Genomic DNA, 13,580 nt, shown 5'->3' with positions numbered 1-13,580 from the left:
TGTCCATCTCCTTCATGGCTTATCAGGCCTTTATCTCTTGTTCCAGATGATTCTCCTCAAAATTGCGTACCCAATTATGGTTATAGATCGTGTTCATATAACGTTCGCCGCGGTCAGCAAGAATAAATACGGCATTTGCTGAACGGATACTCTTGTTGTCGGTGAAATATTGTTTGATTGCTGCATAAACAGAACCGGAAGAACCGCCGGCGAACAGGGAATGCTTCAAATAAAGCTCATGACACATCGCTATGGTTGTCCATTCGTCGATCATCACAACTTCATCTATCTTCGCGCTGCTTAGTATGTTGGGAATCATGCTGGAGCCTATGCCGGGTATAAAGCGCTTGCGGGGTTGTCCTCCAAAAATAACACTGCCTACAATATCTACTGCTACAATCTTCGCATTCGGAAATCGTTCCTTCACTTTCTGGGACACGCCTGTTATCGTTCCCCCGGAGCTCACGCCGAGGAAGACATAGTCAACGGAATCGACTGTATCACAGATCTCGTTGCCAAGCGTCTGGTAATACGCCTCTGCATTATAAGGATTCTGATACTGATTGACCCAGTACGAATTCGGTATGCTCTCTTTCAGCTCGCAAACCTTCTTGATTCGATTCAGCAGATAGCCGCCTGTGGCATCCCGTTCCGTTACCTTGTGCACGGTAGGGTCCATCATGCGGATCAGCATTTCGTTCTCAGAAGAAATATTCGAATCGATTACGCAATGGAATTTCAAGCCGTAATAACGGCAATATGCACTCAGCGCAATACCGAAATTGCCGGATGTTGATTCGATCAGGACCGTATCCTGGTTAATCTCCCGCTGGCGCAGCAGCTTCTCGATCAGGAAGGAAGCTGCCCGATCCTTGACGCTGCCTGTCGGATTCATATATTCCAGCTTGGCTAACACTTGAATATGCTCCAGACCTTCCATTTTTAGCCGGACTACTGGTGTATTGCTTGGCGTGTGCAAAATATGCTCTATCATTTCACTTCCCCTTCGCCTTAATGGATTTTCTGACATCCCTTGAAGAGTCTGGGGGTTATGCGTTACAATGAAAAGAGGGTTTTTGACAGCTCGTTTCCGAGCATGGCAAAAAAACCTGCGTACGAGACCGTAAACCATGTGGCCCTGGGAAGCTTTTGGCGACGGTCTTATTCATCCCTCATCATACGAAGCTCTTCTTCATCGATAACCCCTCTACCATTTAAATTGCAAATTGCGTTCTCGCTCAGACATCGCTAATCCGCAATGCCCTACCTCACCCTCACCTCCTCAAATTTGATCCACCTGCTCATCATTTCATGTAAACTCTGTAATCCCGTAACGAACAGCGAATATTGCCGCTTGTGTGCGATCTCTGAAATCCATCTTGGAAATAATATTCGATACGTGCAGCTTCGCAGTCCCCTCAGAAATGAACAGCTTGTCCGCAATCTCCCTGTTGTTGCAGCCCATCCCAAGCAGCTTTAACACTTCCTGTTCGCGGTCTGTCAGCTTCTTGTAGCGCAGCAGCTCCGCTTCGTGCTGATTCGTTGTTGATTTTGCTTTCTTCAGCTCATGGACAAGCTGTTGGGAAATGACGGGTTGAAGCACGACTCCACCTGTCGCCACCGTCATAATTGCACTAATAATAGACTCTGCAGGCATCTCCTTAAGCAAATAGCCGCTCGCCCCTTCATCCATCGCCCGCAGCAGCAGCGCATTGTCGTTGAAGGTAGTAAGGATCAATACCTTTATCGCGGGATACTTCTGCTTGATGAGCCTTGTTCCTTCCACACCATCGACCTTCGGCATATAAATATCCATAACGACAACATCGGGACGATGCTGCTCTGCCAACTCAAATGCTTCAAGACCATTGGTCGCAGTTCCGACAACCTCCAGATTGTTTTCCAGTTGCAGAATCGTGACAAGCCCTTCCCGCATGATCGTTTGATCGTCAACTACTAAGACGCGTATCATCATCTCTCTCCTCAAAGGGGGTTAATTGAGCCGGAACGGTTATCGAGACCTCAAAGCCGCGTCCTACATCGCTGCTAATCTGGAATGTTCCTCCGTGCTCCTCTACCCGATCACTCATGCTCCGCAAACCATACCCTTCCTTCACTAATGCGGTGCCCTCCCCATTATCCAGCATATTCAGTTCAATCTCACTGGAATTGCAATTCAGCTGGATGGCGGTCAGACTCGCTTTGCCATGCTTATGCGCATTCGTCAGAAACTCTTGAACAATGCGATAGATAGATAGTTGCACCTGTTGGGAAACTGCTGTCATATCTCCAGAGGAATGAAACGTAATATTCATTCCTGTTATTGCAGAAAAATCATTAATAAGCGTCCGGATCGATTCCAGAAATGCCGCCTTCCAATCATCATCGCGCATCGCTCTAACCGACATCCGAACCTCTTGAAGCGCTCCTCTGGCCAAATCCTCACACTTGAGCAGCGAGTCATAGCTCTTGTTCTGATCGATCGGATGCAGCTTGCGCGTTACTTGCAGCTGTACAAGAAGCGAGGTTAGCATATGCCCGATGCTATCGTGAATTTCCCGGGCAATGCGACTCCGTTCCTTGGCTGCCGCCAAGCCCTCCACCTGCTTGGCATACTGGCGCAGCTGGTCGTAGAGCTCTGCCGATTCCTGTCTTGCTTGCTGATAATAACGGATCAGTGATCCGATAAAGGTCAGGAATACAACAAATGCTGTATTGACAATAATCGACACAATATCAATGCTGTCCAGCAGACGATACTCCACCGTAAGCAATGTGACCCAATAAAAGACCAGCAGGATCAACCATGCGCTGACGAGATGCGGAGAACGTATCCGCATGAACAGAATAAGACCGACGAGACCAATAATACACTGATCCGGCAGATTGCCGCCGAGAAATACAAATCCATAGCTGCTCGCAGCCAGAAAATCAATTGCTGCTACGAGTAAAAACCATCTCATCTTCTTCGTATAGTCATACAAGATATGATTCGTAATAAATAGGATAATCGTCCCAATGACGAAAGCATCTTTCCAAGTTGGAATATCCGACTGAGCGAAGAAATAAACCGGACAATAGAGTAGAATAAACCCGATGCGCAGCGCAAATAGCATCCGATAATTAATAGGCCAAGATTTCAAGGTATTCCCTCCAACGTATAGACCGTATATCTTCGTACATATATCTTACATTATATCTCATTCCAAAGCCTACATATATATACCAATTGTTATAGACGGTTATCTGAATGACATAGCCGCTGTTCTTACAACCATAGAATTCCAGAGTATTATTTATGGCAAGGGCCAGATTTTAATCCTTCCTCTATATGCTAGCATGGGGGAAAAGCTCGTAAAGATGAACTGGGGGAATCAGATTTTGGGAATTTTGACACGTTTCAGTATGAAGAACGCCGCTGTTATTATGATTCTAGTTGTATGCTTGATTGCTGGCGGCATCTATTCCGTAACACAAATGAATATGGAGAAGTATCCCGCAGTTGATATTCCATTTCTTGATATCAGGATCGTATATCCTGGCGCATCGCCGCAGCAGTCCCTTGAGGATATCGGCAAGCCGTTGGAAGAAGCGCTCCGCAATATCAAGAATGTCGACAACTTATTCGTGGGTGCACAAGCGAATGCGCTGACGGCTACCGTTCAGTTCAGCATGAGCGCTGATGCTGCAATCGGCGAAGCGGATGTTAAAGAGGCCATTAGTAAAATGACGCTGCCAGCAAGCGCCAGAGAACCGGAATTATCCCCATTCAAGCTCGACCCTGAAATTTATTCTATCGCTGTTTATGGCGGTTCGGATGAGGCTCTTCGCGGTTTCATCGAGAACAAGCTCAAGCCGGATTTGACCTCCATTAAAGGCATCGAAACCGTCAAGCTGAAGGGCATCTCCGATTTGAATATCGACATTAAAGTGAAGCCTTCCGCATTGGATAAATACAAGCTGACCATTGAACAGCTGCGATCGCTGCTGCTGGCGAACAATCTGTCCGTCCCGATTGGCGAGCTCGAAACATCGCAGCAGACGCTTCCTATTCGAATCGACAGCACTTACAAGACAGCAGAGGAGGTTGCGAATTTCCCGCTCGGACTTCGGAATCCGGCAACGCCTGACGGCAAGCCGCTCCAAATCGTAAAGCTATCCGAGCTTGCAGAAGTTGCATTAAGAGCCGATTCTGACGCTGTCATTCAATTTAACGGACAGCCTGCGATCCAAATCGACATTATTCCGGTACCTGGTCAGGATGCTGTTACAATTGCCAAGGAAGTGAAGAAGGTGCTGGATGATTCCGCCTTCCCTGATGGCATTGAGTATCATGCACTGCTTGACCGTTCCATCGAAATCGAGAAATCCGTCAACGCGATGATGCGTGAAGTTATGCTCGGCGTCATTATGGCGGTCATCGTAACGATGCTGTTCCTGCGCAACCTGCGCTCGACGCTTATAGCCGTTATCTCGATTCCACTTTCCATGTTTGCCTCATTTATTATTTTGGCGAAGCTAGGCTACACCTTGAATACGTTGACACTCGCAGCAATTGCCGTTGCAGTAGGACGTGTCGTTGACGATTCCATCGTCGTCATGGAGAACATCTTCCGCCGTGTCAGCATAAGCAATAAGCGCGATGGACAGCTGATCCAGCAAGCAACCTCCGAAGTTGCAGGCGCCATAACCTCTTCCACGTTGACAACGGTCGCCGTGTTCCTGCCTTTGGCTTTTGTACCGGGCATTGTAGGGAAATTCTTCGTCCCGCTGGCATGGACGATCGTTATTTCACTGCTGTTCTCATTGCTCGTTGCCGTAACTGTTGTACCGCTGCTCTCAAATATGTTCCTTCTTCGCATCAAGCATACCGCTCCAAAGGAGAACATCGTGCAGCGCGGTTATCTCCGTTCCCTTAAATGGGCGCTTTCGCATCGCATGTATACGCTTGTTATTGCCATTGCCCTATTGGCTGGCAGCGGCGCTCTGGTGCCATTCATGGGCTTCAATTTCCTGCCATCCGAGACGACGCATTCTTACCGCACCGATATTACGCTCCCAACTGGCTCATCTCTTGCCAATGCCGAGAGTATCGTACAGCGGACTGAGGATCTCATCAATTCCCGTGAGGGCATTGAATATGTCCACTCCCAAATATCGAATGAAACCGCTTCGGTTTCATTCCAAATCAGTGAGGCAATCAAGGAGCCTGAAGAGCTCGTCACAGGGCTGCGCGAAGACTTCCTGAAGCTTGAAGGCGTCAAGACGATTGTTATTCTAGGGGTAAGCGGAATGGATGTTGCCGGCAAATTGTCCATGATCGTCAACGGTCCTAGCCTGGATGCGATAAAGGAAGGCGCCGCTCAAATGGTTGCAGCCTTGAAGGAAGTGCCAGGCTTAACCGATGTGCACAGTACGGCTGACGGCGAGAAGCCGGAAATATCCATCAGCTTCGACTCACAGAAGCTCGCAGAGAATGGACTTACTGCAGGAACCGTAGCCATGACATTGAAAAATATGGTGAGCGGCGAGAACATCGCCAAGATCAAAAATAACGGCACAACAACCTCGCTTCGATTGTCGATGCAGTTAAGCGGCAATGCGTCTATCGAGCAGCTCAAAAATCAGAAGGTCATGAACGCCCTTGGAGAGCAAGTAGCGCTCAAGAATGTCGGAACCGTTGAGCTGGTTAATAATCCGATTAAGATCAGCCACTTGAATCAGAAAGCATATTTGCGTCTTAACGCTACGATTACCGATTCCAATACCGGTAAAGTCGTCGGTGACGCCGAGTCAAAGCTTGAGACGCTGAATTTGCCGGAAGGCGTCACTTACGGCTCAGAAGGAGTTTCCAAGGAGATGAAGCAAGGCTTCATCAATACTGGCATCGCCATTGGCGTCAGCATCGTGCTCGTTCTTATCGTTATGCTGATTGCTTTCGGAGAAGCAAAGGTACCGGTTATTATTTTGTCGGCTATTCCTTTCTCTCTGATCGGCGCGATACTTGGCCTATTCGTAGTCAATGAAGAGATCGGCATTGCCGCTATGATCGGATTGCTCATGCTGAACGGGATTGTCGTCACGAACGCAATTGTGCTTCTCGACCGCGTGAAGCAGAATAGGCTGCAGGGCAAAGGGCTGCAGGAGGCGCTTCTCGAAGCAGGCGCAACTCGAATTCGTCCTATACTGATGACAGCCGTAGCAACCATCGGCGCCCTAATTCCGCTTGCCATATCAACCGAAGGCGGCTTGATCTCAAGAGCGCTCGCAATCGTCGTTATCGGCGGTCTGATTACCTCTACGCTCCTTACGCTCATCATTGTGCCTGTTCTCTACAGCTTCTTCGGAAGCCGTATGAAGCAATCTGTCGGTCATGATCGGCCAGCCTCGCAGACAGTATAGATGTAGAATTCAAAAACGTCCCGATCCTCTTGATGAGAGAATCGGGACGTTTTATTTTCCATCAGCCGACCGTTGTTCCTCTATGGATGCTGTCCCTCTAAGCGAACGGGAATCCAGCCTCTCAGACTGTTGATCAGCCACAAAGCATCGGCTTTTCCGATTTCATCTACTCGTATCGCACGCTCTTCAATTACCCCACCTGAGAGCAGCGCGGCACGCAGCGTGCCGGGCAGCAGGCCGCAATGGATCGGCGGTGTCACCAGTCGCCCCTCCATCTTGGCCACCACATTGCCTATCGTGAACTCCGTAATCTCTTCATCCTCATTCCACAGCAGCACATCGAACACATCGCCAGTCCCCTGTTTGCTGTCCACATACACCTGCCGGTTCGTTGTCTTGTGCTGTAAAAACACATGATCCTTAGGAACTGGGCGCGCCGCCAAACAAACAACGAACTCGTCAGCCGTCAATGGAACATAAGGCTGGGACTCGATTGAAACCGTCCCGTCTTTGTCCAGCAGCAGACGTACTCTTCTTGGATCGGAGCAGGAAGCCGCATAGTCTGCCAGCTCCACTCTGATACGCTTCTCATCGCCGTTGAATCCAAAGAATGCAGCAGATTGCATCATTCGATTAATATGCTGCTCCAGCAAGCTGTAGGCTCCATCCTCCAGCAGTATCGTTTCCAGCAGTTGAAAAGCTGCAATATCCAGGCTTTCGTTGCCCATCTCACTCAACCTCCAATACTTACCGGATTAACGGAGCGATCACCCAGCAGTCGATAACTGGAGCAGTTAATTTGTCTGCTCGTCGTCTCTACGACAGATTGCAGCAGCACATCCGCTTTGAGCAGCATCTCATCATATTCACCTTCTGCATCGGACAGCATGACGATCGCGCCGCCGACTCCGATGGAAACCTTGCCTTTATTGCAGATAAGGGTACGAATAACAATGTTCATGTCCGCAGAGCCATTAACAGCAAGAAATCCGATTGCACCTGAATAAATGCCGCGCGGTCGTCCTTCCAATTGATCTATAATGCTCATACTGCGAATTTTGGGAGCGCCTGTCATGGACCCGCCTGGGAAGGCCGATCGGATACAGGATACCGCTGTCAGTCCTCTTCGAAGCTTGCCGCGTATCGTAGAAACCATCTGATGAACAGTCTCGTAGGATTCAATATCCATCAATTTCGCAACATGCACACTGCCAACCTCGCTAACCGCCCCAAGATCATTGCGCAGCAAATCGACGATCATCAGATTCTCCGAACGGTCCTTCTCACTTGACTGCAGACTTCTCCGAAGCCGTTCATCCTCGTGAGGGTCAGCGCTTCTGCGAATCGTTCCTTTAATCGGCTTTGCTTCTATTCCGCCATTTCTGTCTATCTTGACGAATCGTTCAGGTGATGAGCAGAGAATCTGATAATCGCCAAATTGCATATAAGCTGAATAAGGAGCAGGGTTGTTCCTGCGCACATTCAGGTACAGCGCAAACGAATCTCCCCCATAGGAGGCGCTAATCTCATTCGTCAGATTGATCTCATAGGTTTCACCTTCGCGAAGCAGCTGTTTCGTTCTGCCAATCGCCTGCAAATATTCATCATGTGACTGATGCAGCTTGAAAATAAGCTCGTCTCCTTCGCTTACCTCCGTACCGAGATTACTCCCCCTGCATTCTGCTAGCGCTAACCTCTCACTTCCATCAGAGCTTGTATCCGACATTCGCGATGAAGCAGCAATCGCGCTAAGACGCGCCTCCATCTCCTCAAACCATTGTTCAGCGGGCTCCTTCTCCTTCACAGGTGTCAGGCTCAGCAAGTAGATTTGCTCCTTCAAGTGGTCGAAGACGACCAACCGATCGGCCAGCATGAATGCCGCATCCGGCAGCTCAGATATATGGGGATGTTCCCCGCCGCTCTCTATCTTCATCTCATAGCCCAAATAACCAACAAAGCCTGTATTATAATCAAAAGGCAAATCCGTGTCGCATCGGATATCCTCAATCGTTCGCTCGATATAATCGTAAACACTTTCCTGACGGGATGTTCTGCTGCCCCAAGCAGTTACGATTTCAAGCTCGCCCGTATTTGCCCTATAGGACAGCCGCTGACTGTAAGGCCCGCCGAAAGCTCCCATATAGGAAAATCTCGCCATCCCATTTTCCGTTCTGCTGCTATCCAGCCAAAAAGAGTACGGCTCCCCAGCATACAGCTCAGTAAACACAGACTCTGGCGTTGTGAAATACCCAAGCTGTTTAACATGAACCTCATACTTATCTGTTGCATCCACCAAGCGTTCTCTAAACTCCTTCATAGAAGGAACGATATTGCTTTGCCTTAGCTCATCAAGCGGCCTGCGTTCTGATTGATCAAGCTGAGCTTGGCTCAAATATGTGTCCGTCAACGCCTTGAAATTGCACAGCAGCTCGCGTCCGCATGCTGTCTCGATCGATTCAGGATGAAATTGCACGCCCCACACCGGCCGCAGCTTATGTCGGAGCCCCATTATCAATCCATCCTTGGTCCAAGCGTTTACTTCAAGCTCATCTGATAGAGGCGCTTCCACTACCAGCGAATGGTATCGTACGACCGCTGTTCCTTGCTTGATGCCGGCGAATAAGCCGGAATTATTATGGTACAGCTCACTTAATCGTCCATGCATCGGCTCCGGCGCAGAAACTACCTGAGAACCGAATACATGTCCGATGCCTTGATGACCAAGGCAAACGCCAAGTACAGGCACATCGGCATGTGCAATGGCTTGGAGGCATATGCCAAAATCCTTGCTGTTGCCTGGATTGCCTGGACCCGGCGAGATGACGATATTATCGAAGCGGCAGCCCGCTATCTCATGCCATTGCAAAGCGTCATTCCGGATGACAAATGGCTCCTCGCCGTTTATCTCTGCCAGCAGCTGGAATAAATTAAACGTATAGGAGTCATAATTATCGATCAGCAACGTCTTCACGGATACACCCCATTTGCAAATGATTTCAATGAATGGTCAATGCTAAGCCGCAGCCAGCATCCCATTATTATAACGTTCGATTCTAAAAGGCGAAAGGTTAATTCGATGGATTCAAAAAAAGCTCCCAAACAGGGAGCCGTGTTGTCATTTTGGCTGTTCAACCAGCTTTTTCGCCTGCTCTAGCTTCTCCAGTCCAGCATTCAATCCCGCTAGAAACAATCGATTTTTTTTATATTCGACCAAGTCGCTAATCTCCAATTCATCATAATACTCCAATAGGGAGTCCAAGGCTCTTACTTGTGCCCTAGTCCCATAGATCATATTCTCTTTGCTAGCATTCAGCAGCTCCCGGACATCCTCGCTTAAATCCTTCGGAACCTGCTGATTATCCAGAAAATCCCGGTATGAAATGATTTGCTCCTTATAGCTTTGTACATACTCATACCCTTCCACAGTAGGCTGCGGATTGTTCAAGAATTCCGTCTCGAAAATGACAAACAAAGCGCTGCTCTTAAATGCCTCCTTCGTAAAATCCACAATTTTCTTCTCGAAGGCTTTATACAATACCGCATCATTCTTTCTCTGTTCCTCTTTCTTTTGTTGCTCCTCTTTCTTCCTCTGCTCCTCGGCCTTGGCCTTATCCGCAGCAGTTTCTGCCACCGTCGGCGCACTATTGTCAGATGGCAACTGGACAGTTCCGATGATGATCATCGCTGCAAAACATGTGACGGCAAGGGCAAGGCTAATTTTCATGCGCCTTTTTTTTATACGTTTCTTATCCCTATCTGCCGTGAGAAACAACGAAATTAAGTAGCCAATACATGCTATTGAGGAAAACAACCACCCAAAACCAAAAACATTATACATAAAAGCCTCCCTAGTTGAAATGATATGTATATTTTACCAAACTATTTCTGAAAGTAATATTGGTTTTTTTCTTGATCGTTTTTTGCTCGTAGAAATTCGGAAATGACAATAGGCTGCCCCACTGGAGCAGCCCTCACCTTTACTTCTTTCTCTATTTCAGCAAATCTTGTACCAAGCGTACTACATTCTTCGTCGTGAATCCGAAATACTCCATAACCTCGCCACCAGGCCCAGAAGCTCCGAATGTTTCGATCGCCAATACATTTCCGACTTGCCCCGTATAGCGCTCCCAGCCTAGCGAAATGCCAGCTTCAATTGCTAGCCGCTTCGTGACGGAGTCAGGAAGCACGCTCTGCTTGTAAGCTTCGGGCGCCCGATCGAACAATTCCCTGCTCGGCATGGCCACCACCCGAACGGAGATGTTATCCCGCTCCAGCTCCTCTTTGGCGCTCACGGCAAGAGATACCTCGGACCCCGTTCCGATTAAGATGACATCTGGCTGAGAATTGGTTTCCGTCAAGATGTATGCGCCTTTGGCTACCGCATCCACGTTCGCTTTGGTCGCTTCATAGACCGGAAGGTTCTGTCTGCTCAGCACCAGAGCTACCGGACCTTCGTTTTGCCCCAAGGCGTACGCCCACGCGCTTGACGTTTCGTTCGCATCGGTCGGCCTGATGACGGTAAGTCCCGGAATCGTGCGCAATGCAGCCAACTGCTCAACAGGCTCATGCGTAGGTCCGTCTTCCCCCACGGCAATGGAATCATGAGTAAATACGTATATTAACGGCAGCTTCTGCAGGGCAGCCAACCGGATCGCCGGACGCAAATAATCGCTGAATACAAAGAAGGTGCTTACGAATGGTTTGACGCCTCCATGCAGCGCCATGCCGTTCCCAGCTGCGCCCATCGCGTGCTCGCGAACGCCAAAGTAGATGTTGCGGCCCGAATAGGAGTCAATGGCGAACATTTGCTCACCCTTCATGTCTGTCATCGTCGAATGTGATAAATCCGCGCTGCCGCCGAACAGGGCTGGAACGGTTTTCACATATTGATTAATTGCTTCACCGCTCGCCACACGGGTAGAGATCGTCTTGGATGCATCGAAGGAAAGGATATCTTCGACGCCGAGCAGCACAGAACCGTCGATGGCTTGCTTGAGCTCCTTGCCTAATTCAGGATATTGCGCAGCATAGGAGGCAAGCAGGTCGTTCCATTGTTTCTCTCTGGCTGCCCCCTCCCCCTTAAGCTGCTCGAAATGTACTTTGACTTCTTCCGGAACAGTGAACTCTTCCTCATGCTGCCAGCCGTAGGCTGCCTTGGTTGCGATCGCCTCTTCTTTGCCAAGTGGGTTGCCATGTGCTTTGTTCGTTCCCGCTACCTTGCTGCCGTATCCGATAATCGTTCTGATTTCGATAAGCGTCGGTTGAGACTCATTGCGCTTCGCCGCGCCGATCGCTTCGGCAATCCCCGCCACATCATTGCCGTCCTCTACCCGTATATATTCCCAATTCGCCGATTCCGCTCTTTTTTGCATATTTTCACCGAAAGAAAGATTTAGCGCCCCATCCAATGAAATGTCGTTGGAATCATACAGAACGATTAGTTTGCCAAGCTTCATATGCCCAGCCATGGACATCGCTTCGTAAGAGATCCCTTCCATCAAGCAGCCGTCACCGACAAGCGCATATGTGTAATGATCGACAACAGGGAAACCGTCCTGATTGAATTTCGAGGCCAGATGAGCTTCTGCCATCGCCATTCCGACCGCCATGGCAATTCCTTGTCCCAAAGGCCCCGTTGTTGCGTCTACACCATCCGTATGGCCGAATTCGGGATGCCCCGGCGTCTTGCTGTTCAGCTTCCGAAACCGCTTCAAATCATCCAGCGATACCCCATAGCCGGACAAATGCAGGAGACTATACAATAACGCAGACCCGTGACCCGCAGACAGAATGAAGCGGTCGCGGTTAAACCATTTTGCATGGCCGGGATTATGCTGGAGCAGCTTGGCCCAGAGGGCGTATGCCATCGGCGCAGCTCCCATTGGCAGTCCTGGATGACCGGAATTGGCGCTATTAATCGCATCGATGGACAAGGTTCGGATCGTATCGATAGCTAACTGATCAATCGTTTTTGTCATTGGCATCTTGTTCTCTTACTCCCTTTCTCTTCATGGCACTTTTTTCTCTTTCCTAAATCCACTATAATACGAATAACATCCATATAAGTAATTAATAGATTTTACAGGAGCTATAGATCATGTCTATGACAAATAATTATGAATTGTACAAAGTATTTTATTGGGCTGCGAAGACAGGCAGCTTGACGAAGGCGGCCAAGAACTTGTATCTAACCCAGCCCAGTGTCAGCCATGCCATCAAGCAGCTGGAGGAACGCTTCGGTATCGCCTTGTTTTATCGGAATTCCAAAGGTGTTACGCTGACGCAGGAGGGAGCCGTGCTCTACTCCTATATTGAGCAGTCGCAAATCTTAATATCGCTCGCGGAAGAAAAGATGGCTGCACTCAAAAACCTGGATAGCGGCGAGCTTCGGATCGGCGGAAGCGATTCGCTGTTCAAGCATTATTTGCTCCCTTATTTGGAGGACTACCATCATAACCATCCCGGCATTCGGCTCCACCTCAACCACGGTACGACCCCGGAAATCATCACATTTTTAAAAGAAGGTCGAATCGATCTGGGTGTTGTCCGCATGCCTATCCATGATTCACAGCTTGAAGTGAGGGAAAGTATAAAGCTACAGGATTGCTTCGTAACAGGGGCGCGTTATGCCGAGCTTAGGGGCGTGGTTCTCTCGCTGGACAAGCTGCTGCAATACCCCGTTATCCTGTTCTCGCGCAATAGCCGGGCACGGATGGCGATAACGGAGCTGTTCCAAAACTATGGTTATACGCTCAAACCTGAGATCGAGGTCGGAAGCGTAGAGCTTCTCATCGAGTTCGCGCGGAAGGGCCTGGGCATATCTTATGTAACTAGAGAGTTTGTTGCGAAGGAGCTGGAGGAAGGCTCTCTCTTCGAAATTCAATTAGATGTGCAGCTGCCGCCTACACACGTGGGGATCATGACGATGCGGAATATGCCCCTCTCCCGCGCAGCAAGCAGCTTCATTGCACTCGTTCAATAGATTGTTCTGTGTCAGAGCGGGATAAGTATCTCCGTTCCAATGTCAGGAGGGTGCTATAAGATTGGTGCGAGTCCGCCATCGCTTACGCCATCATAGAATAATATCCTTTACACGCAAAAGCTTCCGCCATATATAGACATTACTTTTTGTCCTTCGCTTTATTACGATTTATTTGATTCACTGTATATTACTTCGT

At 49.0% G+C, this 13,580-nt stretch carries 9 protein-coding genes; 2 read left to right on the top strand and 7 right to left on the bottom strand.

What is annotated here, in order from left to right:
• Positions 1–22: 22 nt before the first annotated feature.
• The 3 genes from sbnA to L6H65_RS09380 form a co-directional block, all read right to left on the bottom strand.
• Positions 23–994, bottom strand: coding sequence for a 2,3-diaminopropionate biosynthesis protein SbnA (sbnA, locus tag L6H65_RS09390; protein ID WP_236340457.1), 972 nt, complete (start codon positions 992–994; stop codon positions 23–25).
• Between the two features lie 315 nt (positions 995–1,309).
• Positions 1,310–1,972: a response regulator gene (locus L6H65_RS09385; RefSeq protein WP_236340675.1), complete on the bottom strand. Its 663-nt coding sequence runs from the start codon at positions 1,970–1,972 to the stop codon at positions 1,310–1,312.
• Positions 1,950–3,143 (bottom strand): sensor histidine kinase, encoded by a 1,194-nt coding sequence (locus L6H65_RS09380; protein WP_236340455.1) that lies wholly within the window; start codon positions 3,141–3,143, stop codon positions 1,950–1,952. Before L6H65_RS09380 ends, L6H65_RS09385 begins: the two co-directional genes overlap by 23 nt.
• A gap of 238 nt (positions 3,144–3,381) precedes the next feature.
• On the opposite strand from L6H65_RS09380, the gene L6H65_RS09375 reads away from it, so the two are divergent.
• Positions 3,382–6,402, top strand: coding sequence for an efflux RND transporter permease subunit (locus tag L6H65_RS09375; RefSeq protein WP_236340453.1), 3,021 nt, complete (start codon positions 3,382–3,384; stop codon positions 6,400–6,402).
• An 80-nt stretch (positions 6,403–6,482) separates the two neighbouring features.
• On the opposite strand, the gene L6H65_RS09370 is transcribed toward L6H65_RS09375, so the two are convergent.
• From L6H65_RS09370 to tkt, 4 genes are all read right to left on the bottom strand, one after another.
• On the bottom strand, positions 6,483–7,130 hold the full coding sequence (locus tag L6H65_RS09370) for an aminotransferase class IV (protein WP_236340451.1): 648 nt from the start codon (positions 7,128–7,130) through the stop codon (positions 6,483–6,485).
• A gap of 5 nt (positions 7,131–7,135) precedes the next feature.
• Positions 7,136–9,373, bottom strand: a complete 2,238-nt coding sequence (gene pabB / locus L6H65_RS09365) for an aminodeoxychorismate synthase component I (protein WP_236340445.1) — start codon at positions 9,371–9,373, stop codon at positions 7,136–7,138.
• Between the two features lie 144 nt (positions 9,374–9,517).
• On the bottom strand, positions 9,518–10,126 hold the full coding sequence (locus tag L6H65_RS09360; RefSeq protein WP_236340443.1) for a hypothetical protein: 609 nt from the start codon (positions 10,124–10,126) through the stop codon (positions 9,518–9,520).
• A gap of 265 nt (positions 10,127–10,391) precedes the next feature.
• The gene (tkt, locus tag L6H65_RS09355; protein ID WP_236340666.1) at positions 10,392–12,380 is read right to left on the bottom strand and encodes a transketolase; all 1,989 of its coding nucleotides are present in this window, start codon (positions 12,378–12,380) and stop codon (positions 10,392–10,394) included.
• 125 nt (positions 12,381–12,505) lie between these two features.
• On the opposite strand from tkt, the gene L6H65_RS09350 reads away from it, so the two are divergent.
• Positions 12,506–13,384 carry a LysR family transcriptional regulator gene (locus L6H65_RS09350; protein WP_236340663.1) on the top strand — a complete coding sequence of 293 codons (879 nt, stop codon included), beginning with the start codon at positions 12,506–12,508 and terminating at the stop codon, positions 13,382–13,384.
• The last annotated feature ends 196 nt before the right edge of the window (positions 13,385–13,580 follow it).

The organism is Paenibacillus plantiphilus (assembly GCF_927798095.1).
GTDB classification, from domain to species: domain Bacteria; phylum Bacillota; class Bacilli; order Paenibacillales; family Paenibacillaceae; genus Paenibacillus_Z; species Paenibacillus_Z plantiphilus.
Note: the sequence above shows the minus strand (reverse complement) of the source record. Positions and strands in the feature narration are given on the sequence as shown.

Excerpts from the sequence above, each read along its gene's own strand:
- L6H65_RS09385 (WP_236340675.1), bottom strand. The coding sequence starts at position 1,972 with ATGATACGCGTCTTAGTAGTTGACGATCAAACGATCATGCGGGAAGGG.
- L6H65_RS09370 (WP_236340451.1), bottom strand. The coding sequence starts at position 7,130 with ATGGGCAACGAAAGCCTGGATATTGCAGCTTTTCAACTGCTGGAAACG.
- L6H65_RS09360 (WP_236340443.1), bottom strand. The coding sequence starts at position 10,126 with ATGAAAATTAGCCTTGCCCTTGCCGTCACATGTTTTGCAGCGATGATC.
- tkt (WP_236340666.1), bottom strand. The coding sequence starts at position 12,380 with ATGACAAAAACGATTGATCAGTTAGCTATCGATACGATCCGAACCTTG.
- sbnA (WP_236340457.1), bottom strand. The coding sequence starts at position 994 with ATGATAGAGCATATTTTGCACACGCCAAGCAATACACCAGTAGTCCGG.
- L6H65_RS09350 (WP_236340663.1), top strand. The coding sequence starts at position 12,506 with ATGACAAATAATTATGAATTGTACAAAGTATTTTATTGGGCTGCGAAG.